The organism is Streptomyces sp. C10-9-1, assembly GCF_024497955.1.
Taxonomy (GTDB): domain Bacteria; phylum Actinomycetota; class Actinomycetes; order Streptomycetales; family Streptomycetaceae; genus Streptomyces; species Streptomyces sanyensis.
In genome coordinates this window covers 115243-138605 of sequence record NZ_JANHKP010000008.1, presented here as the reverse complement: position 1 = coordinate 138605, position 23363 = coordinate 115243, and the positions used below count along the sequence as shown (strand labels likewise).

Annotated in this window: 23 protein-coding genes and 1 tRNA gene; 12 read left to right on the top strand and 12 right to left on the bottom strand. The window is 74.2% G+C overall.

Annotated features, from left to right (window positions below; genetic code table 11):
- The first annotated feature begins 3 nt into the window (after positions 1–3).
- Both NPS70_RS13365 and NPS70_RS13360 read left to right on the top strand, forming a co-directional pair.
- Positions 4–1623, top strand: a complete 1620-nt coding sequence (locus NPS70_RS13365) for a glycerol-3-phosphate dehydrogenase/oxidase (protein ID WP_256524421.1) — start codon at positions 4–6, stop codon at positions 1621–1623.
- 320 nt (positions 1624–1943) lie between these two features.
- Positions 1944–3023, top strand: coding sequence for a PAC2 family protein (locus tag NPS70_RS13360; RefSeq protein WP_256524420.1), 1080 nt, complete (start codon positions 1944–1946; stop codon positions 3021–3023).
- A gap of 162 nt (positions 3024–3185) precedes the next feature.
- On the opposite strand, the gene mshC is transcribed toward NPS70_RS13360, so the two are convergent.
- The 4 genes from mshC to NPS70_RS13340 form a co-directional block, all read right to left on the bottom strand.
- Complete coding sequence (mshC, locus tag NPS70_RS13355) at positions 3186–4415, bottom strand: cysteine--1-D-myo-inosityl 2-amino-2-deoxy-alpha-D-glucopyranoside ligase (protein ID WP_256524419.1); 1230 nt, start codon at positions 4413–4415, stop codon at positions 3186–3188.
- 120 nt (positions 4416–4535) lie between these two features.
- A complete protein-coding gene (locus NPS70_RS13350) occupies positions 4536–5363 on the bottom strand; it encodes an SCO1664 family protein (protein WP_256524418.1) in 828 nt (275 codons plus the stop codon).
- Complete coding sequence (locus tag NPS70_RS13345) at positions 5327–5917, bottom strand: DUF3090 domain-containing protein (RefSeq protein ID WP_256524417.1); 591 nt, start codon at positions 5915–5917, stop codon at positions 5327–5329. The genes NPS70_RS13350 and NPS70_RS13345 overlap by 37 nt, the downstream gene beginning before the upstream one ends.
- A 127-nt stretch (positions 5918–6044) precedes the next feature.
- On the bottom strand, positions 6045–6749 hold the full coding sequence (locus NPS70_RS13340) for a histidine phosphatase family protein (RefSeq protein WP_256524416.1): 705 nt from the start codon (positions 6747–6749) through the stop codon (positions 6045–6047).
- 109 nt (positions 6750–6858) lie between these two features.
- On the opposite strand from NPS70_RS13340, the gene corA reads away from it, so the two are divergent.
- The gene (gene corA / locus NPS70_RS13335) at positions 6859–7851 is read left to right on the top strand and encodes a magnesium/cobalt transporter CorA (protein WP_256524415.1); all 993 of its coding nucleotides are present in this window, start codon (positions 6859–6861) and stop codon (positions 7849–7851) included.
- 59 nt (positions 7852–7910) lie between these two features.
- Here the strand turns inward: corA and NPS70_RS13330 are convergent, their stop codons facing one another.
- Positions 7911–8696: a ferritin-like domain-containing protein gene (locus NPS70_RS13330; protein ID WP_256524414.1), complete on the bottom strand. Its 786-nt coding sequence runs from the start codon at positions 8694–8696 to the stop codon at positions 7911–7913.
- Positions 8697–8897: 201 nt separating this feature from the next.
- Positions 8898–9947, bottom strand: a complete 1050-nt coding sequence (locus NPS70_RS13325) for an LLM class F420-dependent oxidoreductase (protein WP_256524413.1) — start codon at positions 9945–9947, stop codon at positions 8898–8900.
- A 129-nt stretch (positions 9948–10076) separates the two neighbouring features.
- Between NPS70_RS13325 and NPS70_RS13320 the strand changes: the two genes are divergently transcribed.
- Entirely contained in the window at positions 10077–11060 is a 984-nt protein-coding gene (locus NPS70_RS13320; RefSeq protein WP_256524412.1) for an aldo/keto reductase, read from the top strand.
- Entirely contained in the window at positions 11045–13327 is a 2283-nt protein-coding gene (locus NPS70_RS13315) for an ATP-dependent RecD-like DNA helicase (protein WP_305885848.1), read from the top strand. Before NPS70_RS13320 ends, NPS70_RS13315 begins: the two co-directional genes overlap by 16 nt.
- 118 nt (positions 13328–13445) lie before the next feature.
- On the opposite strand, the gene NPS70_RS13310 is transcribed toward NPS70_RS13315, so the two are convergent.
- On the bottom strand, positions 13446–14102 hold the full coding sequence (locus NPS70_RS13310) for a hypothetical protein (RefSeq protein ID WP_256524410.1): 657 nt from the start codon (positions 14100–14102) through the stop codon (positions 13446–13448).
- A gap of 47 nt (positions 14103–14149) precedes the next feature.
- On the opposite strand from NPS70_RS13310, the gene NPS70_RS13305 reads away from it, so the two are divergent.
- Entirely contained in the window at positions 14150–14338 is a 189-nt protein-coding gene (locus tag NPS70_RS13305; protein ID WP_256524409.1) for a DUF5703 family protein, read from the top strand.
- Positions 14339–14418: 80 nt separating this feature from the next.
- On the opposite strand, the gene NPS70_RS13300 is transcribed toward NPS70_RS13305, so the two are convergent.
- The 3 genes from NPS70_RS13300 to NPS70_RS13290 all read right to left on the bottom strand — a co-directional run bounded on the left by NPS70_RS13300 (position 14419) and on the right by NPS70_RS13290 (position 17046).
- Positions 14419–15198, bottom strand: coding sequence for a chaplin family protein (locus NPS70_RS13300; protein ID WP_256524408.1), 780 nt, complete (start codon positions 15196–15198; stop codon positions 14419–14421).
- Positions 15199–15353: 155 nt separating this feature from the next.
- Positions 15354–15587 carry a chaplin gene (locus NPS70_RS13295; protein WP_256524407.1) on the bottom strand — a complete coding sequence of 78 codons (234 nt, stop codon included), beginning with the start codon at positions 15585–15587 and terminating at the stop codon, positions 15354–15356.
- A 133-nt stretch (positions 15588–15720) separates the two neighbouring features.
- Positions 15721–17046: a M20/M25/M40 family metallo-hydrolase gene (locus NPS70_RS13290; protein ID WP_256524406.1), complete on the bottom strand. Its 1326-nt coding sequence runs from the start codon at positions 17044–17046 to the stop codon at positions 15721–15723.
- Positions 17047–17213: 167 nt separating this feature from the next.
- Here NPS70_RS13290 and NPS70_RS13285 point away from each other — a divergent pair.
- The 6 genes from NPS70_RS13285 (at position 17214) to NPS70_RS13260 (ending at position 21653) form a co-directional block, all read left to right on the top strand.
- Positions 17214–17301 (top strand) — tRNA-Leu (locus NPS70_RS13285).
- A 430-nt stretch (positions 17302–17731) separates the two neighbouring features.
- Complete coding sequence (locus NPS70_RS13280; protein WP_256524405.1) at positions 17732–17965, top strand: hypothetical protein; 234 nt, start codon at positions 17732–17734, stop codon at positions 17963–17965.
- A 429-nt stretch (positions 17966–18394) separates the two neighbouring features.
- A complete protein-coding gene (locus tag NPS70_RS13275; protein WP_256524404.1) occupies positions 18395–18724 on the top strand; it encodes a ribbon-helix-helix protein, CopG family in 330 nt (109 codons plus the stop codon).
- Positions 18721–19206 carry a hypothetical protein gene (locus NPS70_RS13270; RefSeq protein WP_256524403.1) on the top strand — a complete coding sequence of 162 codons (486 nt, stop codon included), beginning with the start codon at positions 18721–18723 and terminating at the stop codon, positions 19204–19206. Before NPS70_RS13275 ends, NPS70_RS13270 begins: the two co-directional genes overlap by 4 nt.
- Positions 19207–19885: 679 nt before the next feature.
- On the top strand, positions 19886–20362 hold the full coding sequence (locus tag NPS70_RS13265) for a hypothetical protein (RefSeq protein WP_256524402.1): 477 nt from the start codon (positions 19886–19888) through the stop codon (positions 20360–20362).
- Positions 20363–20708: 346 nt separating this feature from the next.
- Positions 20709–21653 (top strand): pseudouridine synthase, encoded by a 945-nt coding sequence (locus tag NPS70_RS13260; protein WP_256524401.1) that lies wholly within the window; start codon positions 20709–20711, stop codon positions 21651–21653.
- Here NPS70_RS13260 and NPS70_RS13255 read toward each other — a convergent pair.
- Both NPS70_RS13255 and NPS70_RS13250 read right to left on the bottom strand, forming a co-directional pair.
- Positions 21626–22255, bottom strand: a complete 630-nt coding sequence (locus tag NPS70_RS13255) for an MBL fold metallo-hydrolase (protein ID WP_256524400.1) — start codon at positions 22253–22255, stop codon at positions 21626–21628. The two genes, NPS70_RS13260 and NPS70_RS13255, sit on opposite strands and share 28 nt — an antisense overlap.
- Positions 22255–23343: an S-(hydroxymethyl)mycothiol dehydrogenase gene (locus tag NPS70_RS13250; RefSeq protein WP_256524399.1), complete on the bottom strand. Its 1089-nt coding sequence runs from the start codon at positions 23341–23343 to the stop codon at positions 22255–22257. Before NPS70_RS13250 ends, NPS70_RS13255 begins: the two co-directional genes overlap by 1 nt.
- Positions 23344–23363 lie beyond the last annotated feature (20 nt).

Sequence of the window (23363 nt, the reverse complement as noted above, 5' to 3'; positions counted from 1 at the left end):
ACAATGACCACCCTGCAGAGCGCCCCTTCCGGGGCGCGCCCGGCCTCCGGCTCGGTGTCCTCCTTCAAGGCCGCGAGCCGCGCCGAGACCCGGGAGCAGCTCTCCACGGCGACCTACGACCTCCTGGTGATCGGCGGCGGCATCCTGGGCATCTCCACCGCCTGGCATGCGGCGCAGTCCGGGCTGCGGGTGGCTCTGGTGGACGCCGGCGACTTCGCCGGCGCCACCTCCTCCGCCTCCTCCAAGCTCCTCCACGGCGGCCTGCGCTACCTCCAGACGGGTGCCGTGAAGCTGGTGGCGGAGAACCACTTCGAACGCCGCGCGGTCTCCCGCCAGGTGGCGCCGCACCTGGCGAACCCGCTCACCTTCTACCTGCCCGTCTACAAGGGCGGCCCGCACGGCGCCGCCAAGCTGGGCGCGGGCGTCTTCGCCTACTCCGCGCTCTCCGCCTTCGGCGACGGCGTCGGCCACCTGCTCAGCCCGGCGAAGGCGGCCGCCGACGTACCGGAGCTGCGGACCGACGGCCTGAAGGCCGTGGCCGTGTACGGCGACGACCAGATGAACGACGCCCGCATGGCGCTGATGACGGTCCGCGCGGCCGTCGAGGCGGGCGCCACGGTGCTCAACCACGCCGAGGTCACCGGTCTGCGGTTCACCCGCGGGCGGGTGACCGGCGCGGAGCTGAAGGACCGCACGGACTCCACCGAGTTCGGCGTGGACGCCCGGCTGGTGCTCAACGCGACCGGTCCCTGGGTGGACCACCTGCGCAGGATGGAGGACGCGGGCGCCGCGCCGTCCATCCGGCTCTCCAAGGGCGCGCACCTGGTCCTGAAGCGCACCTCCCCGTGGCGGGCCGCGCTCGCCACGCCGATCGACAAGTACCGCATCACCTTCGCCCTGCCGTGGGAGGACATGCTGCTGCTGGGCACCACGGACGAGGAGTTCGAGGGCGACCCGGCGGACGTGTCGGTCACGGACGGGGACGTGACCCAGATCCTGGACGAGGCCGCGTTCTCCATCCGCGACCAGCAGCTGTCCCGTGACCTGATCACCTACTCCTTCGCCGGGCTCCGGGTACTGCCGGGCGGCCCCGGCGACACCTCCAAGGCCAAGCGGGAGACCGTGGTGACCGAGGGCCGCGGCGGGATGCTGTCGGTGGCGGGCGGCAAGTGGACGACCTTCCGCCACATCGGCCGGACCGTCATGAACAAGCTGGCGGCGCTGCCCGGACGCCCGCTCGCCGAGGACATGGAGCCGGTCTCCCGGCTGCCCCGCAAGCTCCCGCTGCCCGGGATCGCCAACCCCGACGCGGTCGCCCACCGCCTGCTCGTCGACGGCGGCACGCCCGGCCCGCGGATGGCCGCCGACACGGCCCGCCACCTGGCCACGCACTACGGGTCGCTGTCCTTCGACATAGCCCGGCTGGCCTCCGAGGACCCGGCGCTGGCCGAACGGATCCACCCCGACGCGCCCGAGATCTGGGCGCAGGTGGCCTACGCCCGCGACCGGGAGTGGGCCGAGACGGCGGACGACGTGCTGCGCCGCCGCACCACGCTCACGATCCGGGGCCTGGCCACGGACGAGATCCGCGGCCGGGTGGAGGGGATGCTCGCCGGGAAGTAGGGTCCGGCCGCCCCGTCGGAGGGCGGGGCGGCCGGCGCGCGGCCGGGCCGCGGGGTGGACGCCCCCGCAGCCCGGCCGCAGGGCCGTCCCCGTGGCCCGTCCGGCCCGCGCCGCTCATCCGCCCGCCGGGCCGAACTCCCCGCCGCCCGGCGGCGTTCGCCCACCTCGCGCCGCAGCGCATACGGGGAGGACGCCGTCCGGGCCGCCGGCGTTCAGCCCCCGGCCGAAGTTCACCCGGCTGTGCAAGGGGGCTGCGGCGGGGTACCCGGAAAGCCGTAAGGTTGGGGCCGTACACGAGGGAACTTCGGAAGGAGGCCTGGGTGATCGAGCTCGAGGGGGTACCCGAGCTGATCGACCCGGTCATGGTGGCCGCGTTCGAGGGCTGGAACGACGCCGGCGACGCCGCCTCCACTGCGGTCGCGCACCTGGACAGGGAGTGGAAGGGAGAGGTGTTCGCGGCGCTCGACGCCGAGGACTACTACGACTTCCAGGTCAACCGGCCGACGGTGTACCTGGACGGCGGGGCGCGGAAGATCGTCTGGCCGACGACCCGGCTGTCCGTGGTGCGGATCGGCGGGGACAAGCCGCGCGACCTGGTCCTGGTCCGGGGCATCGAGCCGTCCATGCGCTGGCGCTCGTTCTGCAACGAGATCCTGGGCTTCGCCCACGAACTGGGCGTGGAGATGGTCGTGATCCTCGGCGCGCTCCTCGGCGACACGCCGCACACCCGGCCGGTACCGGTGAGCGGCATCACCTCGGACCCGGCCCTCGCCCGCACCATGGACCTGGAGGAGACCCGCTACGAGGGCCCGACGGGCATCGTGGGGATCCTCCAGGAGGCGTGCACCCACGCCGGCGTGCCGGCGGTGAGCCTGTGGGCCGCGGTGCCGCACTACGTGTCCCAGCCGCCGAACCCCAAGGCGACCCTGGCGCTGCTGAACCGCCTGGAGGACCTGATCGGCCTGCGCATCCCGCTCGGCGAACTGCCCGAGGACGCCCGCGCCTGGCAGCTGGGCGTCGACCAACTGGCCTCCGAGGACAGCGAGGTGGCCGAGTACGTGCAGACGCTGGAGGAGGCGCGGGACACCGCGGACCTGCCCGAGGCGTCCGGCGAGGCGATCGCCCGCGAGTTCGAGCGGTACCTGAGGCGCCGTGACGGCGGCGGACCCGGGGGCGGCCCGGGGGGCCACGCCACGGACGGCACGGACGCGGGCGGATCGTACCTGCGGGACCCGTCGAGCGGTCGCACGAGGCCGCCCTCGCCGCCCCGGCCGGACACCGGTCCGGGCGGCGGGCAGGAGCCGGGCCCCGCACGCTCCGACCGGCCCGGCACCCCCTCCGAGGGGCCGGAGGCACCGGAGGACGGCGGGACGGACGCGGATCCCCCGGCCGAGGACTGAGGCCGCGCGCCGGGCACGAGCGCCCGGGAACGCACGGTCCCGACAGCACTGTGGGGCGGCACCGTCGACGGTGCCGCCCCACAGTGCTGTCGGGACCGTGCCCGGCGGATCCCGCTCGGCGCCCCCGCCCCGAGGGCGGGGGCGCCGTGTGCCGGACACGAGCTAGAGCGCCACCCCGAGCAGGGCGTCGACCGTCCGGGAGACGACTCCCGGAGCGCCCTCGTCGGTGCCGCCCCCGCGCTCCTGGAGCGCGGCCCAGCGGTCCACGGCCCGGAGCGCCGCCGGGGCGTCCAGGTCGTCGGCGAGCGCCGCGCGGACCTCCTCCACCAGGGCGTCCGCGGGCGGTCCGTCCGGCCGGGACACGGCGGCGCGCCAGCGGGCGAGGCGCTCCACGGCCTCGTCCAGCACCGCGTCCGTCCACTCCCAGTCGGAGCGGTAGTGGTGGGCGAGGAGGGTCAGGCGGATGGCCGCCGGGTCCACCCCCTGGCGGCGCAGCGCGGAGACGAAGACCAGGTTTCCCTTGGACTTCGACATCTTCTCGCCGTGCAGCGCCACCATCCCGGCGTGCACGTACGCCTTGGCGTAGGGGTGCTCGCCGGTCAGGGCGTGGGCGTGCGAGGCCCCCATCTCGTGGTGCGGGAAGGCGAGGTCGGAGCCGCCGCCCTGCACGTCGAAGCCCATGCCGAGGTGGTCCAGGGCGATGGCGACGCACTCGATGTGCCAGCCCGGCCGGCCCGGGCCAAGGCTGCGGCCGTCCCAGCGGGGCTCGCCCTCCCGGGCCGCCATCCAGAGCATCGGGTCGAGGGGGTTCTTCTTGCCGGGGCGCTCGGGGTCGCCGCCGCGCTCCGCGGAGAGCAGCCGCATCGCCTCGGCGTCGAGGTGGGAGACCCCGCCGAAGTGCGGGTCGGACTCCACGGAGAAGTAGACGTCGCCGTCGAGTTCGTAGGCGGCGCCCGCGTCCCGCAGCCGCTCCACGAGCGGCACGATCCCGGGTATCGCCTCGACGGCGCCGATGTAGTGCTGCGGGGGGAGCATCCGCAGAGCGGTCATGTCCTCGCGGAACAGGGAGGTTTCACGCTCGGCGAGTTCCGTCCAGTCCTGCCCGTCGCGGTTCGCGCGTTCGAGGAGGGGGTCGTCGACGTCCGTCACGTTCTGGACGTAGTGGACCTGCCGCTTGGTGTCGAGCCACACGCGCTGTACGAGGTCGAACGCGTTGTAGGTCGCCGCGTGCCCCATGTGCGTGGCGTCGTACGGCGTGATGCCGCACACGTAGATACGGGCGACGGGACCGGGGTCGAGGGTCACAGGACCGCCGGTCGCGGTGTCGTGGATCCTGAGGTCGCGGCCCTTGCCGGGCAGGGCGGGGACCTCGGAAGCGGGCCAGGCATGCATGCGTCGAGCCTAACCGGACGGATGTTCCGGATACGAACCGGATCTCTGCTCTTGGCCGGTTGGGCGTCCTTGCGCCGGGTGCCCGCGTGTGCATCGGCTCCGCGGCCCCCCGCGGGCGCCTCAGACCGGCGGCCAGGGGATCGCCGGCCACCTCCCGGAAGGCACCGGATGGGTGCCCGAGGACAGCAGCTCCGCCACGCGCACCCGTACGGCGGCGGTCTCCGCCTCGGTCAGCAGCTCCGCCAGACGGGTGGCGAGAGGTGCCTTCCCCGCCAGGTTCGCCGCGAGGGACTCCAGCACGCCGCGGGCCTCGCCCGTCAGCGGCTCCCCCGCCCAGCCCCACAGCAGGGTGCGCAGCTTGTCCTCGGCGTTGAAGGTCACCCCGTGGTCGATGGCGTACAGGGCTCCGTCCGCGGCCGGGAGCAGGTGGCCCCCCTTGCGGTCGCCGTTGTTGATCACGGCGTCGAGAACCGCCAGGCGGCGCAGCCTCGGGTCGTCGGCGTGGACCAGCAGCGCGGTGCGGCCCTCGCCGACGTCGGCGAAGCCGACGGCCCTCCAGCCCTCCCCCGGCTCCTCGCCCTCGACGAGCGCCAGCAGCTCGGCCGCGGGGTCCGCCTCCACCCAGAGCTGGACCATGCCCTGTCCGTAGGGTCCGTCGCGGAGCACGGTCGGCGGCACCAGGCCCCACCCGGTGGCCTCGGAGAGCTCGTAGGCGGCCACCTCGCGCTGCGCCAGGGTGCCGTCGGGGAAGTCCCACAGCGGGCGCTCTCCGGCGACCGGCTTGTAGACGCAGTGCGCCGTGCGCTCCTCGTCGGAGACCGAGCAGTAGAGCACCGCGTTGGACGCCTCGCGCACCCGGCCGAGGACGGTCAGCTCGCCCTTCGCGAGCAGCGTGAGCGCGTCCGCGCCGCTCACGCCCCCCGTCGGTATCCGTTCTGGCGCGGGCATACGTGTCCTTCCGGATCCAGGGGCAGACTGCACAGGGGGCACGGCGGGCGCCCGGCGTTCACCACGTCCAGGGCGCGCTTGGCGAAGGCGCGGGCCTGGGCCCCGGTCAGCCGGACCCGCAGCATCGGCGGGCCGTTCTCCTCGTCCTGGAGCAGCCGCTCCTCGGCCTCCGCGAGATCCTCCTCGGAATCCGCGTCCAGCTCGACGAGCGCCTGCGCCTCGACGATCATGCGCTGCTCCTCGCCGTCCCAGGCGAGTGCCATGGTGCCGACCCGGAACTCCTCCTCGACCGGGTTGTCGAGCGGAGCGGTGTCGGCGACGTCCGCGGGAGCCATCGCGGGCACCGGCGCGTTCCCGCCGGTGCGGCGGACCACCTCGTCCAGGAGCTCGTCGATCCGCTCGGCCAGCGCGGCCACCTGCGTCTTCTCCAGGGCGACGCTGGTCACGCGCCCTGCGGCCGATGCCTGCAAGAAGAACGTACGGCGTCCAGGCAGACCGACCGTGCCGGCCACGAAGCGCTCCGGCGGGTCGTAGAGGAACACCTGACGGGACACGTCCTGTCTCCCTTGGGGTCGGTGTGCGGATTCGGTCTTCGGTCGGCCGCGGCCGTCCGGTCACGGATGGTACGAGGGCACCCGCCCCCTGGGGACCGCGGCCCGTCCACCCTACTGCGGGGAGCGATCACGGTGCGCCCGCGCCGCCCCCGACGACGGCCTGGCCCCGCTCCTCGGTGCGCGTCTCGGCGCGGTCGTCGCCCGGGGCGAAGGAGGACAGGTCACCGGTGTCCCCGAGACGCAGCAGGAAGGGCCGGGTGCGGGTGTAGCGCACGGCGGTCACCGAGCAGGGCTCCACGTGCAGCCGCTGGAAGAGGTCGAGGTGCATGCCGAGGGCGTCGGCCACCAGGGACTTGACGATGTCGCCGTGGGAGCACATCAGGTACACGGCGCCCTCGCCGTGCGCCGCCTCGACGCGGGCGTTCCAGTCGCGGACGGCGTCGACGGCGCGGGCCTGCATGGCCCGCATCGACTCGCCGCCGGGGAAGGCGGCCGCGGAGGGATGGTGCTGCACGACCTCCATCAGCGGCTCGTCGGAGAGTTCCGCGAGCTTGCGGCCGGACCAGTCGCCGTAGTCGCACTCGCCGATGCGCTCGTCGGTCTCCAGGGTGAGCTCCGGCCGGGCGTCGAGCAGCGGCCGGAGGGTCTCCCGGCAGCGCTCCAGGGGGCTGGAGACCGCGGCGGCGAGCGGGACTCCGGCGAGCCGCCCGGGGAGGGCGGCGGCCTGCGCGGCGCCGCGGGCGTCGAGGTGGACGCCGGGCATCCGCCCGGCGAGCACTCCCTCGGTGTTGGCGGTGGAGCGTCCGTGCCGTACGAGGATCAGCGTGGCCATGGCCGCCAGCCTAAGGCTTCGGGCCCGGCGGGTGGTGCCGGGTCCGCCTCCGGGCGGGGGCGGACGCGCCGCGGGGGCCGGGGTGTGCCCAGCGGGAGGCGGGGGAAGAATGCGTCGGGTGATCGTGGACTGCGCCATCTACCGGGACGGACGCCGCACCGAGGGCCCGTCGGACCTCGCCGCCGCACTGGCGGACGCCCGGGCCGCGGGCGACGCCTTCCTCTGGATCGGGCTGCACGAGCCGACGGAGGACGAGTTCGACCACGTCTCCGCGGAGTTCGGACTGCACCCGCTGGCCGTGGAGGACGCCCTGAAGGCGCACCAGCGGCCGAAGCTGGAGGTGTACGACGACTCCCTGTTCGTGGTGCTGAAGCCGGTGGTCTACGAGCCCGAGGGCGACACCGTCCGCGCGGGCGAGCTGATGGTGTTCATAGGCGACTCGTTCGTCGTCACCGTCCGGCACGGCGAGGGGGCGCCGCTGCACGCGGTGCGGGAGCGGCTGGAGGCCGAGCCCGCCGTGCTCCGGCACGGGCCCACGTCCGTGCTGTACGCGATCAGCGACGCGGTGGTCGACCACTACATCGACGTCGCCGCGGAGCTCCAGGTGGACCTGGAGGAGATGGAGGCGGAGGTCTTCGCCCCCGGCAGCAAGGACGCCAAGAACACCGCGGCCCGCATCTACACCTTCAAGCGCCAGGTCCTGGAGTTCCGCCGGGCCGCGGGGCCGCTGGCCTCGCCGATGGACCGTCTCGCGGGTGCGGGCGTGCCCTTCGTCCACGAGCACGCCCAGCCCTTCTTCCGGGACGTGAGCGACCACCTGACGCGGGCGAACGAGCAGGTGGAGGGGCTCGACCGGCTGCTGTCGGACATCCTGTCCGCCCACCTCGCGCAGATGGGGGTGCGGCAGAACGACGACATGCGCAAGATCTCGGCCTGGGCGGCCATGGCCGCCGTGCCGACGATGGTCGCCGGGGTGTACGGCATGAACTTCCGGCACATGCCGGAGCTGGACGAGGGGTGGGGCTACCCGGCGGTGCTGCTGCTGATGGCGGGCGCCGTCGTCGGGCTCCACCGGCTGTTCAAGCGCCGCGGCTGGCTGTGACGCCGTGCGCGCTCACGCCCGGGAGCGCGCACGGGTCCTGCCCCGGCGGGGCTCCGTCCTCAGACGGCGGGGGCCGGGGTCGGGGGTCCGTCCAGGGCCCCGCGCCGCTCGGGCATGGCGAGGGAGACCATCCGGTGCCAGCCGCCCAGGCGCTCGTAGGCGTACATCGCCTGGATGCCGGCCGCCAGGGCCGCCGACTTGGCGCGGGGCCACGTCAGCAGCCGGCCGAGGTGCGCCATGGTCGCCAGGCTGACGTCCCGGTAGATCCGGATCTCCGCCAGTGCGCTCTCCCGCAGGACCCGCTGGATGGTGCGCCCGTGGCCCGCGGCTGCCAGGCGCAGCAGCTCCTCGTGGCAGTAGGCGAGGTGGTTGTCCTCGTCGGCGGAGATCTGCCGGATGGCCTTGCCGACCTCGGGGTGGTCGCCGAAGTGGCGCACCAGCATGACCATCTGGTCGGCCGCCCGCTGCTCGGTGACGCGGCTGTGCGAGAGGTAGACGACGATGTCCTCCTCGCTCAGGGGCTCGTCCCTGCGGAGCTTGTCGTGCGCCAGACCGATGCCCCGGCGCTCCAGCAGCCTCGTGTAGTCGGTCTCCGGGGGGACGGGCACGGGTTCGAGGTGCCGCTTCCGCAGCAGCGCGTTGAAGATGCGTCCGTGCTTGTCCTCGTCCGCCCCGTGGCGGGCGATCTTCGGCGCGAGTTCGCGCATGCTCTCGGGGACGAGGGCGGCGATCCGCGCGTTCTCCCAGCCGCCCTGCGCCTCGCCGCTCGCGGCGATCGAGCAGAAGAGCCGGTAGCTGTCGTCGTTGTCGACGATCTCCTGGAACAGACTGCGTGCCGAGAGCATCCGTGCCACCTCCAACAAGGCCGTTGCAGGCCGAGTCAACGGCGGCTCGGGCGGCGCGGCAACAGGGGAGGCGGCGGCTCTCGGCCGAACGGGTGAGAGCCGCCCCGGTCCGGGCAGTAACCCCGAGGGGCGTCGCGCGTTGTACCGCGTGACGGCCGTGGCGGGGAAGACCCCCGAGCCCCCACCACGGCCGCTGAGACCTCAGGCCACCCCGGCCCGCTCCAGGGCCTCGACACCGGCCCGCAGCGCGGTGACCCGCTCGTCGAGGGTGAAGCCCGCGGGGGCGAGCGTCAGCGTGGTGACGCCGGCCTCCGCGTACGCCTGCATCCGGTCCGCGATGCGCTCCACGGGTCCGAGCAGCGAGGTCTGGTCGATCAGCTGGTGGGGGACGGCCGCGGCCGCCTCCGCCTTCTCGCCCGCCAGGTAGCGGTCCTGGATCTCGGCCGCCTCCTTCTCGTACCCCATGCGCCGGGCGAGCTGGTTGTAGAAGTTCTGCTTGCGGCTGCCCATGCCGCCGACGTAGAGGGCCGTGTACGGACGGAACATGTCGGCCAGGCCGGGAACGTCGTCCCCGACCGCGAGGGGCAGGGTCGGGCAGACGTCGAAGCCGTCCATCGTCAGCCCGGCCTTCTCCCGGCCCGCGCGAAGCGGCCGCAGCGCGGTCTCCTCCAGGTGCTCGGCGGAGGGGAAGATCAGCAGCGCACCGTCGGCGATCTCACCGGTCTGCTCCAGGTTCCTCGGCCCGATCGCCGCGATGTACAGCGGGATGTGCTCGCGCTCGGGGTGGACCGTCAGCTTGATGGGCTTGCCCGGTCCGTCGGGCAGCGGCAGCGTCCAGTGCTCGCCCTGGTGGGTCAGCCGCTCGCGGCTCATCGCCCGGCGCACGATCTCCACGTACTCGCGGGTGCGGGCCAGCGGCTTGTCGAACCTGACGCCGTACCAGCCCTCGGAGACCTGGGGGCCGGAGACGCCGAGGCCGAGGCGGAAGCGGCCACCGGAGAGCGAGTCGAGCGTGGCGGCGGTCATCGCGGTCATCGCGGGCTGGCGGGCGGGGATCTGCATGATGGCGGAGCCGACGTCGATGCGCTCGGTCTGGGCGGCGACCCAGCTGAGCACCGTGGGCGCGTCGGAGCCGTAGGCCTCCGCCGCCCAGCACACGTCGTAGCCGAGCCTGTCCGCCTCCTGGGCGACGGCGAGGTTGTCACCGTCCATCCCCGCGCCCCAGTAGCCGAGGTTGATGCCGAGCCGCATGACCGCTCCCTCTTACTGATCAGTAGGATCTCTCCCCGGGGACTGTAGCGCGCCGCACCGGTGACCGGCAGGGGGACGTTGTCCACAGGGTCTCTCAGCGTGCGCCCCTGGCCAGTAATCTCAGCGCCCATGGAGCAGAGGCATCTCGGCCGCACCGGCCTGCGCGTGTCCCGGATCGGGCTCGGCACCCTCACCTGGGGCCGGGACACCGGCGAGCACGACGCCGCCGACCTGTTGAAGACCTTCTGGGAGGCCGGCGGGACGCTCGTCGACACCGCGGACGTCTACGGCGGCGGCGAGGCCGAGTACCTGCTGGGCAGGCTGGTGGAGCGGCTCGTCCCGCGCGAGGACCTCGTGATAGCGACGAAGGCGGGCAGCGTGCGCGACCCCGACCGGCGCTTCGACGGCTCCCGCGGCCATCTGCTCGCCGCACTCGACGCCTCCCTCGCCCGGCTGGGCACCGACCATGTGGATCTGTGGCAGGTGCACGCCTTCGATCCCGGGACACCGCTGGAGGAGACCCTCCAGGCACTGGACATCGCGGTCACCACGGGGCGCGCCCGGTACGCGGGCGTGTCGAACTTCTGCGGCTGGCAGCTTGCCAAGGCCGCGACCTGGCAGCTGGCGGCCCCCGGCGCCCGGACCAGGCTGGCGAGCACGCAGATGGAGTACTCGCTCCTCCAGCGCGGGGTGGAGCGGGAGGTGCTCCCGGCCGCGCTGGACCTGGGTCTGGGGCTGCTGCCGTCGTCGCCGCTGGGGCGCGGGGTGCTGACCGGCAAGTACCGCACCTCGGTCCCGGCCGACTCGCGGGGCGCCTCGGAGCACCTGGCCCCCTTCGTCGAGCCCTATCTCGACGAGGCGGCGGCGGGCGTCGTGGACGCGGTGGCGACGGCCGCGGACGGACTCGCGGCCACCCCCCTGGAGGTCGCGCTGGCGTGGGTGCGGGACCGGCCCGGGGTGGCGGCCCCGATCGTCGGCGCGCGCAACGCGCGGCAGCTCGCCGCGGCGCTGTCGGTGGAGGCGCTTAGTCTTCCTGACGAGATCCGCCGGGCGCTGGACGATGTCTCGGCCCCCGTGCACCGCTATCCCGACCAGGACTGGAGCACGCTGTGACCGCGTCCACCCCGCACTCCGCCGACGCGAGCGGCGCCGACGGCGACCCGCCCCCCGGCGGCCCCGCTCCCGACGCGGCGGGCGCCGTCGCCGGGGAGGACGGCGGCGGACCGGGCTCCGGGACGGCCGGTGCCTCGGCCGGCTCCGGCGCGCCGGAGCCGGCCGGGGCACCGGAGGCCGGGCCTCCCGCGCCGGACGGCGCCGGGGACACTCCGGGCCCCGGGGCGGCCGAGACCGGGAGCGAGGGCCCCGGGGCGGACCCGGACCCCGCCGGTGGCGGCACCGAGGGCACCGGCAGTGAGGCGCAGGCCGAGCTCGCCGCCCAGCGCGCCCTGCGCGAGCGCATCGCCCGGCGGAAGGCCGAGCGCGGCGGGCCCGTGGAGAGCGGGGCGAAGCTCAGCGGCCAGGCCGCCGACCTGCTCGCCGCCGTCCGGGCGGTGGAGGGCGGCACCTCCTCCGGTTCTGACTTCTTCGACGACGCCCCCGCGGCCGCCGCACCGCGGCCCGCCGCGGAGGCGCCCCGGCCGTCCGTCCCGCGCGCCGCCCCGGCCGCTCCGGGACGGACGCCCCCGGAGGCGCTGGAGGCCGTTCGTGCGCTGCTGGCCCGCGGCGGCGCCCCCGAGACCCTGGCCGGACCGGTCGCCGAGACCCTCGGGGACGGCGCCGCGGGGCTGCTCGCCGAGGACCCCTGGCTGGTGCTGTCCGTGCCCGGGGTACGCCCCGAGCAGGCCGACGCCTTCGCCCGGGCGCTGCTGGGCCCCGGCTGCGGACCGGACGACGAGCGGCGTGCCGCCGCGCTGGTGGCCTGGCTGCTGGAGCGGGCCGCCGCGCACGGGCACACCGTGCAGGAGGTCTCCGCGGTCCGCGCGGGGCTCGCCGGGCTCGGCGTGCCGGACGAGGACGCCGCGGTCGCCGCGGCGGTCGAGGCGGGTGCGGCGCTCGTCCTGCAGGACGGAACGGGCGCCGACACCGCAGAGGAGCCGGAGGAGGCGCACCCGACGGCACCGGAGGACCGGCAGGAGGACCGGCCCCCCGTCCCGGTGCTGCTCGGGCTGGACCGCTACGCCATGGCCGAGGAGAGCCTCGCCGACGGTCTGGCCCGGCTGGTGCGCACCGGGCCCGGCGATGCCTGGGAGGGCCCCGACCTGGTCCGCGCGGCCGCGGGCAGCGGCCTGGTCGTCCACACCGGCGGGGAGGCCGCCCGGGCCGAGCCCGTGGCCCTGGTGGCGGGCGCCCGGGAGCGGGGGCTGCGCGCCCTGGTCGCCGTCCACAGCCGCAGCGGCTGCCGCCGTCTGGGCCCGCGGGACGGTGCGGTGACCGTCGCGGACCTGCTGAGCGGTGCCGCCGGCCCCGGGCGGGACGAGGACGGCGCGCTCGCCCTGGACCTGCTGGCCGTCCTGGACGCGCCCCTGCTCGACGTGGAGAGCGCGGCCGCGCTGGTGGAGGCGCTGCCGGACGGCTGCCGACTCGTGCTCAGCGGCGATCCGCACGTCCTGGGCGCGGCGGGCCCGGGGCGCGTCTTCGCGGATCTGCTGGCCGCCGGGGTCTGCCCCCGGGTCGACTCGCGCGTCCCGGACCCGGGGCCGCTCGGCGAGCTGGTGTCGGGCATCGGGATCGGCGAGCTGAACCAGGTCGACGCCCCGGGGAAGGAGATCGCGATCGTGCCCGTGCGGGAGGCGGCCGAGGCCGTGCACCGCACGGTGCAGCTGGTCGCCGACTCGGTCCCCCGGGCGATCGGCGTCCCCGCGGACCGGACCCAGGTGCTGACGGTGGGGCACGGCGGCCCGGCCGGGACCAGGGCGCTGAACACGGCGCTGAAGCAGCACCTCAACCCCGGTCCGGGCAGGTTCGGCGGCTTCGACCCCGGGGACCGGGTCGCGCTCGCCGAGGCACCCGGGCGGACGGTCGCCGCCACGGTCGTCTCCGCCTCCCCCGAGGGCCTCCGGCTGGACGGCGAGGGGGGCGCGGTGACGGTCCCGAGGGACCGGGTGGCGTCGGTGCTGCGCCACGGGTGGGCCATGACGGTCCACCAGGCGGCCGGGATGCGGTGGCCCGCGGTGGTCGTGGTGCTGCCGGGCGACGCGGCGGCGGGGCTGAGCAGGCCCTGGGTCTACACGGCCTTCGGGCGCGCGGAGCGGCATCTGTCCGTGGTGCACGGGGTCGACCGGGCGCTCCCCGGCGCGGTGGCCGACGTGGCCGCCGAGCCTCGCCGGACCCGCCTCGGCGTGCTGCTCCGGGGCCTGCTGGCGGCACCCTCCCCGTCCTGACGTCCGGCCGCCGGGCGGGTGCGGGCGCTGGCCCGGACCCGCCACGCGGACACCCGCCCCCGGCGCCGGGCGGGTGCGGGGCACTGCCCGGGGCCGGGGGCGGGTGGGCGCGAGGGGTTCAGCCGGCTTCGCCGTCGTCCTCGTAGCCGGCCGCCTCCTCCTCGTCGAACACGGCGCTCACGTCGAAGCGGCACACCACCCGTTCCGGATCGGCCTGGTCGAAGGGGGTGGTCAGCCACTCCCCCGGCTCGGGGAGGTCGTCCGCCGCGCAGACCCAGAGCGTCGAGTCGCCCTCCTCCAGGCCGAACTCCCGGTGGCGGGAGGCGATCTCGTCCGGCTCGAACTCCCCGAAGAGCACCCCCAGCGCCGCGTGGACGCTGGCACCGACGACCGGCGCTCGGCCGGGGCGGTCCTGGGCGTCGGGGTCGAGGTCGGCGATGCGCTGTGCCTGCGCCAGCAGCCTCTTGGACTCGACCACCGCGTAGTCGCGGCGGATGAGGACGCTGAGCGCGTTCGGCTCCTCAGGCCCCCCGTAGGGCGGAAGCGAGTCGTCCGCGCCGGGGATCTCGAAGGGGGTCACCTCGTCGTAGCGGTCGTAGAGCCTCTCGTCGTACGCCTCCGCCGCCGTGGCGAGCGCGTTGAACGCGTCGTAGACGGCCGGGTCGTCGTCGCCCGTGCGGTTCTCGACCGCCTCCAGGTGGCGGTCCAGTGCGGCTTTGACCGCCTCGGCGGCGGCGCGTACCTCGGCAGCGGTGGGCTGCGCAGCATCAGACATAGTGCGCACGCTATCCGTACCGGGCCGCTGCCCGCACAATAGATGCGATGCCGGAATACGAATTTACCGACGTGTACGTCCCGCGCGGGGTGTCCCGCAAGGAGGCGACGCGGCTGCTGACCGACCATGCGGAATACGGACACTGGGAGTTGGACAGACTGACGCTGCTGCGCAACGGCAGCCGCCGTGTGCGGCTGCGGCGCCGCATCATCCGCCAGGTGCGCGGCATCTGGTGATCCCGCCCGGCCCCGGAGCCGGGCCGGAGCGGGCCCCCACCTGCGGGGACCCGCTCCTTGCCGTGTCCGGCGCGGTGGGGTTACGCGGCGGAGCGGGCGCGGCGGTACAGGATCGCACCGGCCAGCAGCAGGCCCGCACCGACGGGGGCGGCGACCCCCAGGGTGTCCATGCCGGTGGAGGCGAGCTGCTCGTCCCCGTGCGGCGTGACGGTCTGCGCGCCCGGGGTGTTCGGGACGCCCGGCGCCTCCGGTGTGACGGGGGTCTCGGGCGTCCCCGGGTTGCCGGGGGTGCCCGGCTCACCGGGGGTGCCCGGGTTGCCCGGAGTACCCGGCTCGCCCGGCTCACCGGGGTTGCCCGGAGTACCCGGCTCACCGGGGTTGCCGGGGGTGCCCGGGTTACCGGGGTTGCCCGGCGTGGTCCCCCCGGGAGCATTGGCGCAGTCGTTGCCGAACGCCGGGTTCAGCAGGCCGCCGATGGTGATGCTGTTCCCGCAGGCGTTGACGGGGACGTCCACCGGTGCCTGGACGTTGTTGCCCGAGCCCACGCCCGGCGAGTTGCTGGTGGAGCCCTCCGCGTGCGCACCGCCTCCGTGGCCGCCCGCCCCGGAGCCGCCCCGCGAGACGTTGGCGCACGAGTTGCCCATGGCGGGGTTGAGGAGCCCCACCACGCTGACCGTGTTGCCACAGGCGTTCACCGGCACGTGGACCGGAGCCTGGACCGAGTTGCCGGACAGTACGCCCGGCGAGTTCGACGCCCCGCCCGTCGCGCTCGAGTCCGCCTGCGCGTACCCCCCGCCGAGCGCGAGCACGCCGCCCGCGGCCGCCACGGTGATCAGGCCCTTGCGCGTGACCTGTCGCATGTCTGATGCCCTGCCTTCCGACTGTCAGGAATCCCCCGGTCCCTGTCCGGGGAGGAACAAGCGGGCGGCTCCGGGGTGCATGGCACGCACTCCGAAGCCGCCCGCGGACCGGACCCGGGCACCTTCGGAGGCCGGGCCGGAACGTCTGACGAACGTCAGGCGTTGACGCAGGTGTTGCCGAAGGCGGGGTTCAGCAGGCCGATCACGTTGACCGTGTTGCCGCACACGTTCACCGGAACGTGGATCGGCGCCTGGATGGCGTTGCCGGAGAGCACGCCGGGGGAACCGACGGCGGCACCGTGGGCACCCGAGTCGGCCATGGCCACACCCGCACCAGCGAGCACCAGACCACCGGTGGCAGCCGCAGCAGCGACGACCTTCTTGATCATTATTCCTCCTTGTTGGCAAAACGGCCCCAACCTCGGACCGCACCACCTGTAACGAGGAGGCCGGAGGGGAGCTACGAGCCGAAACCTCCTTTCACTCTTTCCGGTGGGTGATGAACAGGTGGACGAAGCGCGCTCAGCACTGGTCGATGAAGCGGTCCAGGACGCGCACCCCGAAGGTCAGGCCGTCGACGGGGACGCGCTCGTCCACGCCGTGGAACATTCCGGCGAAGTCCAGCTCGGGCGGGAGCTTCAGCGGGGCGAAGCCGAAGCAGCGGATGCCCAGGTCGTCGAAGGACTTGGCGTCCGTGCCGCCGGAGAGCATGTACGGCACGGCACGGGCGATCGGGTCCTCGGCCCGCAGCGCGGTCTGCATGGCGTCCACGAGGTCGCCGTCGAAGCTCGTCTCCAGCGCCTTGTCGGCGTGCACGTCCTCGCGGCGCACCCGGGGTCCGAGCAGCCGGTCGAGGTCGGCGAGGAACTCCTCCTCGTAGCCGGGCAGGAAGCGGCCGTCGACATGGGCGGTGGCCTGCCCGGGGATGACGTTCACCTTGTAGCCGGCGCCGAGCATCGTCGGCGCCGCGGAGTTGCGCAGCGTGGCGCCGACCATCTTGGCGATGCCGCCCAGCTTGGCGAGGGTGGCGTCCATGTCCTCCGGGTCGAGCGGGGTGCCGAGGGCGTCGGACAGCTCGTCCAGGAAGGAGCGGACGGTCTTGGTGACCCTGATCGGCCACGTGTGGCGCCCGAGGCGGCCCACGGCCTCGCAGAGCTCGGTGAGGGCGTTGTCGTCGTTGGTCATGGAGCCGTGGCCGGCGGTGCCCTCGACGGTGAGGCGCATCCAGTGCATGCCCTTCTGGGCGGTCTCGACCAGGTAGAGCCGCAGGTTCTCGTTGACGGTGAACGAGAAGCCGCCCACCTCGCCGATCGCCTCGGTGACCCCCTCGAAGAGGCCCGGGTGCTTGTCCACCAGGTACCGGGCCCCGTAGGTGCCGCCGGCCTCCTCGTCGGCGAGGAAGGCGAGCACGATGTCCCGGGGCGGCTTGCGGCCGCTGCGCAGGCGGTCCCGCACCACGGCCAGGGTCATGGCGTCCATGTCCTTCATGTCCACCGCGCCGCGGCCCCAGACGCAGCCGTCGGCGATCTCGCCCGAGAACGGGTGGTGCGTCCAGTCCTCGGCGTTGGCGGGGACGACGTCGGTGTGGCCGTGGATGAGCAGAGCGGGCCGGGAGGGGTCCTCGCCCTCGATACGGGCGACCGTGGAGGCCCGGCCCCGGTGCGACTCGAGGATCTGCGGTTCGAGGCCGACCTCGGCGAGCTTCTCCGCCACGTACTCCGCGGCGGCGCGCTCGCCGGGACCGGAGTGGTCGCCGTAGTTGCTGGTGTCGATCCTGATCAGCTCGCGGCAGAGGTCGACGACCTCGTCCTCCCCCGAGACCGCCCGATCCGTGCTGGACTCGCTCACGCTGTTCCTCCCACTGTCGCTGCTGGTGGTCCGCTCCCCATCCTCCCGCTCCCGGGGCACCGGGCCCAAGGGCCTCCCCGGCAGTCCCGGGGGTGTGATCGGGGGCGCGGAATGTTTGCTATGGTTTTCCACGTCGGAGCGGCCCGGGGCCGCACGGCAGACACCTGGTCCGGGTGGCGGAATGGCAGACGCGCTAGCTTGAGGTGCTAGTGCCCTTTATCGGGCGTGGGGGTTCAAGTCCCCCCTCGGACACCAGCAGAGACCCCAGGCGATCTGGGGTTTTTTGCGTTTCTGGGCGGTGGCGGGACCGGCCACGTGACCAGCAACCCAGCGAATCCCCAGGTCAGACCAGGGATGACAGGCCGAGTCGGCCCGCACCGGAGGCGGCGGGCTTCCGCGCTCCGTCCTTACGTGAGTGGCCGTACCGGGCCATGGTGGAGCCCGGCGAGTGGTGCCGGACGTTCGCGGAGACCTGCGCGGGAAAGGGACCGCGCTACGGGCAGCGCTTCACGTCCTGGACCCTTCCTCGGGGCGGTTCCTCGCTATTCACGCCCCATCCGGAATCACCTCCGGCGCCAGCCTGGTCCATCACCTGTGGGAACAACAGGAGGCGACGGCCGAGACGGAGCACCGGCGCGACGTCCCGGCCTGGGCCCTGGTGGTCGAGGAGGAATGGACGGAGGTCTTGAAGCGGGTCACACGCGACCCGTCGTTCACCACCAAGCTCCGGGCTTCGTGGGACGGGGCGACGCTCCGCATGGGCGGGGCCATGACCGCCCTCACCCGGGCCTACGGCCAGCAGGCCACCGACCACATCCTGTGGTGCGACAAGGGCTCCCATGAAGCCGTGCCCGTCGGCGACGTGGAGGAGATCATCCGCCGCACCGCGCACCTCGCGAATGCGGTGCGATCCCTGTGACCACGATGCGCCCGGCCACACCCGTGCCGTCCGCGCGCCCGCCCCGGGCTCCCCGTGACCCTCCCGAATCCGCCGCCGTCCATCTCGACCCCCGAGGAACTGCTCGCGGGTGCGGACCGGTTGCTCGACACTGCCACCGCCTCCACCACGGGCGTCGGGCCGCGCGCCGTGGCCCTGCCGCTGCGCCACGCCCTCGAAGAGGCCCTGGGTCGCCACTGGCAAACCCGCAGACCGCACCCGCCGCACGCCCAGGCCCTGCGCCCGGAGTCCTACGCCGGACCGCAGGCCCGTCGCGCGGGGCGGGCGGGCAGACGTCGACCGGTGGTCCGGGGGCGGCACGGAGCAGGGTGCCGGGGAGGGAGCGTGCCCGGTTGCCCACCTCGCCCAGCCGCACTCGCACCGTCGTCATACGCGTATTACGATGTCTTCGTGGCGAAGACGCGCATCAGCATCAGCTTGGAGCAGGACCAGGCCGAACGCATCAGGCAGCACGCGGAACGGGCGGGCATGGACGTCTCGGCCTATCTGGTGCATGCCGCAACGCGCCAGATGGCCGAGAGCGATGCCATAGAGGAACAGTTCGCCGCGGTGGACGCACTCATCGCCCGGGCGGAGCGAGCGGCGGACGGGCTGCCCGAAGAACCCGCCCCGGAGACGGCCGCGGAGCTGACGGAGCAGGAACGCCGCGAGGTGGAGGAGGCCCTGGGCCTCGTCCACGGCCGCGACCGGCAAGGCCGCCGTCCGGGACACGCCGCGTGAGCGCACGGGTGCCGGTCTACGACACCGGCATGCTCATCGCACTGGCCGACCGCAAGGCGAAGGCGGTGGCCCTCCATGAGGGACTGATCACGGTCCCTCACCGGGCGCTGGTGCTCGGACCGGTCCTCGCCCAGGTGTGGCGCCCCCGGCCGGCGCTGGTGCATGCCCTGTCCGGCGTCCTGAAGGACTGCACCGTCCCCCAGGCCCGTACGTCCGAGCCGCCCGTGCGCGAGACGAAGGCGGGCCGTCCGGAGTGTCTGGCCTGTGCGACGGGCCCGGACCTCGCGGACTGGCGGCGCATCGGGACCGCTCTGGGGCGGGCGGCCCTGCCGGCGAAGAAGCGGCCGGACGCGGTGGACGCCTGGGTGGCCCTGGCGGCGGCACGTCACGGCAGCTCGGTGATCTTCACCACCGACCCGGGGGACATCCACGCCTACCTCACGATTCTCGCGCCCTCGGACGTCCACGTGGTCGCTGTCTGATGACCGGGAGCCGGTCTCGGCCCCGTCCAGGCGTCGCGCAGGCGGTGAACAAGCCGTCGGCCGGAGCGGGGCACGGAGCTCGGCCCGGCCCAGACTCGCTTCGCGAGCGGATGCCGAGGTAATCAGCCACCAACGGCAACGGCCATCCAGTGCCACGGCCTCCCCACGCGCCGCGAGTGACCCGAGGCATAGCAGGGGATGCCTGCTGCCGTGTCCTGCCGGTCTCGGCTCGCATCACGTGGGATATCGCGGACGGGACGTTCCGCGTGAACTCGCAGACCCCCGGGCTGCCCGGCCGCGCCGGGCATTCCGCCCCGACACGGCGCACTCCACATCTGGCTTCCCGTCCGGCTTCCCCTTGTCCTCGTCCATCCATACAGTGGGGGAACCCTGCCGCCCCGTGTCTGGATCAATCCCGGTGCACCGCAGTGCCATGACTGCCTCCGGCGTCGAACGGCTTACGCCAGCGTGCAGGAGTTTGGCTCCGGCGGCATCCGAGCGTCGCGGCTGATGGCCGTTCGCAGGCCCCTTGTGGGGCGGTTCTCGGCCACGTGGAAGGCTCGGCCCGGGGGTTGGCCACGTGGCCAGCGCATGACCGACAACGCGCGGGAACGGGGATGACGGGGCGGACCGCCGTCGCTCTCGCCCTCCTGTCCGTGGCCGCCGAGGAGAAGGATCGATGAGAGTGCTGCCCACCGTCACCAGGCGTGATGAGTTCGCTGTCCTGGTCGTCAGGACCGACTACGACGACGACCATGCGTGGCAGGACGTGGCGGCGGCACTGACGGAGCCCCGGGGCGGCGAGCGGGACGAGGCGCACATCCACTTCGTCGACGATCCGGTCTGGGCGGGGGCGACCCTCGACGAGGTGCTGACCGCGGTCCGCAGCGACGACGACCTGGCGGTGGTCTTTCTCGCCGACCGTAAGACGATGCAGGCCGAGGGTCACGCACTGCAGGCGGTCACCACGCTGACGCGGGAGGAGTGCGTGGACGACGAGGACTACGAGCAGCTGACCGAGTTCGGCCGCGCGTTCCGCACCGACCCCGCCGGGGTTCATGACGTCCACGCGAACCTGACCATCGGCAACCTGGGCTTCGAGGAGTACGCGGCACGGGCTCACGACGATCCCGAAGGGATCTTCCGGTCTTTCTGAACGGGGCTCGCCGAACTGCGGCAGGAGCCCCGCGCTTCCGGTGGTGCCGCTCGACCACGCGCCGCACGGTACGGGCCGACCCCGCGGGCGGAGTCCGGGTCCGCCGGTCACCGGATGCCCTCGTCGCACGAACGCCCGCCCCTTTCCGAACCCCGCGCGGTCGCGGTGGTGCCGCTCCGTTCCCGGACGGTCGACGGACCCCGCCCGCCGGAGCGGGAGGAGCCGTCGGTGGGGGCCGTGCAGGCCGGGACGGGCGCAGCCGCTCGGGGGCCGGCGTCCGCCGGGCCCCGCTCCGTCGTGCCGGACCGGGGCGGCCCTCCCCGGGGCCGGGCATAGAGTCGTACCCGTGCCCCGCAGACGCTCCTCCCGGCCGGTGTCCCCCCTCCCCCAGCGCGAGGGCGTGGACCCGGTGCGGTTGCGGCTGCCGCCGGATCCCGAGGGAGCGTGGACGACGGTGCGCGACCACCTGGTGGCGCGGTACGGCCGGGCCGTCGGGGTGGAGTGGGTCGACGCCCTGCTGGCCGGCGGCGGATTCGTCGGCGAGGACGGCCCCGTGCGGCCGGACGACCCCTACACCGAGGGGCGGTCCGTCTGGTTCCACCGCGCGCTGCCCGCCGAGCCCCGGGTCCCCGCCGAGGTGGGGATCGTCCACCGGGACGCGCACCTGGTGGTGGCCGACAAGCCGCACTTCCTGGCCACGATGCCGCGCGGGGGGCATGTCGCCGAGACGGCGCAGGCCCGCCTCCGGCGGGACCTGGGGCTGCCCGCGCTCCAGCCCGCCCACCGGCTGGACCGGGTGACGGCGGGGCTGGTGCTGTTCGTGGTACGCCCCGAGGAGCGGGGGGCGTACCAGACGATGTTCCGGGACCGGGCGGTGCGCAAGGAGTACGAGGCGCTCGCGGTGCACGACCCGTCCGTGGAACTGCCCACGACCGTGCGCAGCCGCATCGTCAAGGAGCGGGGGGTGCTGGCGGCCCGCGAGGAGCCCGGCGAGCCGAACAGCGAGAGCCGGGTGGAGCTGATCGGGGTGCGCGACGGGATCGGCCGGTACCGGTTGCTGCCGCGTACCGGCCGGACCCATCAGCTGCGGGTGCACATGAACGCGCTGGGGCTGCCGATCCTGGACGACCCGCTGTACCCCGTGGTGCGCGAGGCGGGGTCGGAGGACTTCGGCCGCCCGCTGCAACTGCTCGCGCGGGTGCTGGAGTTCACCGACCCCGTGACGGGTGGGCCGCGCCGGTTCACCAGCCGGCTGCGGCTGGCTCAGTGGCCCCGGTCGATCCACTCCTGAAGGCCCGGGGCCTCCCGCCCGATGGTGGTGGCGTCCCCGTGGCCGGTGCGCACCACGGTCTCCGGCGGAAGGGTGAGCAGCCGCTCGCGGATGGAGTCGATGATCGTCGGGAAGTCGGAGAAGGACCTCCCGGTGGCCCCCGGACCGCCCTGGAACAGCGTGTCCCCGGTGAACACCGTGCCGAGTTCCGGTGCGTACAGGCAGACGGCCCCGGGTGCGTGGCCGGGGGTGTGCAGCACGGTCAGGGCCGTGCCGGCGACGGTGAGCACCTGGCCGTCGGCGAGTTCGCCGTCGGGGTCGCGCTCGGGGTGGGTCCGCTTCCACAGGGGCAGGTCGTCGGGGTGGAGCAGGACCGGTGCCCCGGTGGCCTCGGCGAGTGCCGGGGCGGCGCCGACGTGGTCGTCGTGGGCGTGGGTGCACACGATCGCGCGCAGGCGCCGCCCGCGGAGCGCCGCCTCGATGGCCACGGCGTCGTGTGCGGCGTCGATGACGACGGCCTCGGTGTCGTCGCCGACGATCCAGACGTTGTTGTCGACGTCCCAGGTGCCGCCGTCGAGGGAGAAGGTGCCGGAGGTGACCAGGTGGTCGATGGCCGCGGGCATCAGAGCACCACCACCGAGCGCAGGACGTCGCCCTCGTGCATCCGGGCGAAGGCCTTCTCCACGTCGCCCAGGCCGATGGTCTCGGTCACGAAGGCGCCGAGGTCGATGCGGCCCTGCTGGTGGAGGTCGATCAGCATGGGGAAGTCACGCGAGGGAAGGCAGTCGCCGTACCAGGAGGACTTCAGGGACCCGCCGCGGCCGAACACGTCGAGCAGGGGGAGTTCAAGGGTCATCTCGGGCGTGGGGACGCCGACCAGGACGACGGTGCCGGCCAGGTCGCGGGCGTAGAACGCCTGCCGGTAGGTCTCGGGGCGGCCGACGGCCTCGATGACGACGTCGGCACCGAAGCCGCCGGTGAGGGCGCGGATCGCCTCGACGGGGTCGGTGGAGCGCGAGTTGACCGTGTGGGTGGCGCCCATGGCCTTGGCGGTCTCCAGCTTGCGGTCGTCGATGTCGACGGCGATGATCGCGGCCGCTCCGGCGAGGCGGGCGCCCACCACGGCGGCGTCGCCGACGCCTCCGCAGCCGATGACGGCGACCGTGTCCCCGCGGCCGACCCGGCCGGTGTTGACCGCGGCGCCGATGCCCGCCATGACGCCGCAGCCGAGGAGCCCCGCGACGGCCGGGGAGACGGCCGGGTCGACCTTGGTGCACTGGCCGGCGGCGACCAGGGTCTTCTCGGCGAAGGCCCCGATGCCCAGGGCGGGCGAGAGTTCGGCGCCGGTCTCGGCCAGGGTCATCCTCTGCCGGGCGTTGTGGGTGTCGAAGCAGTACCAGGGGCGGCCGCGGCGGCAGGCACGGCAGCGGCCGCACACGGCACGCCAGTTGAGGACGACGAAGTCCCCGGGGGCGACGTCGGTGACGTCGTCGCCGACGCTCTCCACGACGCCGGCGGCCTCGTGGCCGAGCAGGAAGGGGAAGTCGTCGTTGATGCCGCCCTGCTTGTAGTGCAGGTCGGTGTGGCAGACCCCGCAGGCCTGGATCCGCACCACCGCCTCTCCGGGGCCGGGGTCGGGGACGATGATCGCCTCCACCCGGACCGGCTCGTCCCTGCCGGGTGCGATCACGCCGTTCACCTGCTGCGGCATCCTCGGACCTGCCCTTCCTC

Excerpts from the sequence above, each read along its gene's own strand:
- corA (WP_256524415.1), top strand. The coding sequence starts at position 6,859 with ATGCGTCGGGTGATCGTGGACTGCGCCATCTACCGGGACGGACGCCGC.
- NPS70_RS13310 (WP_256524410.1), bottom strand. The coding sequence starts at position 14,102 with ATGTCTGATGCTGCGCAGCCCACCGCTGCCGAGGTACGCGCCGCCGCC.
- NPS70_RS13340 (WP_256524416.1), bottom strand. The coding sequence starts at position 6,749 with ATGGCCACGCTGATCCTCGTACGGCACGGACGCTCCACCGCCAACACC.
- NPS70_RS13255 (WP_256524400.1), bottom strand. The coding sequence starts at position 22,255 with ATGCCCGCGGCCATCGACCACCTGGTCACCTCCGGCACCTTCTCCCTC.
- NPS70_RS13300 (WP_256524408.1), bottom strand. The coding sequence starts at position 15,198 with ATGCGACAGGTCACGCGCAAGGGCCTGATCACCGTGGCGGCCGCGGGC.
- NPS70_RS13365 (WP_256524421.1), top strand. The coding sequence starts at position 4 with ATGACCACCCTGCAGAGCGCCCCTTCCGGGGCGCGCCCGGCCTCCGGC.
- NPS70_RS13330 (WP_256524414.1), bottom strand. The coding sequence starts at position 8,696 with ATGCTCTCGGCACGCAGTCTGTTCCAGGAGATCGTCGACAACGACGAC.
- NPS70_RS13325 (WP_256524413.1), bottom strand. The coding sequence starts at position 9,947 with ATGCGGCTCGGCATCAACCTCGGCTACTGGGGCGCGGGGATGGACGGT.
- NPS70_RS13320 (WP_256524412.1), top strand. The coding sequence starts at position 10,077 with ATGGAGCAGAGGCATCTCGGCCGCACCGGCCTGCGCGTGTCCCGGATC.
- NPS70_RS13295 (WP_256524407.1), bottom strand. The coding sequence starts at position 15,587 with ATGATCAAGAAGGTCGTCGCTGCTGCGGCTGCCACCGGTGGTCTGGTG.
- NPS70_RS13350 (WP_256524418.1), bottom strand. The coding sequence starts at position 5,363 with ATGCCCGCGCCAGAACGGATACCGACGGGGGGCGTGAGCGGCGCGGAC.
- NPS70_RS13250 (WP_256524399.1), bottom strand. The coding sequence starts at position 23,343 with ATGCCGCAGCAGGTGAACGGCGTGATCGCACCCGGCAGGGACGAGCCG.
- NPS70_RS13305 (WP_256524409.1), top strand. The coding sequence starts at position 14,150 with ATGCCGGAATACGAATTTACCGACGTGTACGTCCCGCGCGGGGTGTCC.
- mshC (WP_256524419.1), bottom strand. The coding sequence starts at position 4,415 with ATGCATGCCTGGCCCGCTTCCGAGGTCCCCGCCCTGCCCGGCAAGGGC.
- NPS70_RS13265 (WP_256524402.1), top strand. The coding sequence starts at position 19,886 with ATGAGAGTGCTGCCCACCGTCACCAGGCGTGATGAGTTCGCTGTCCTG.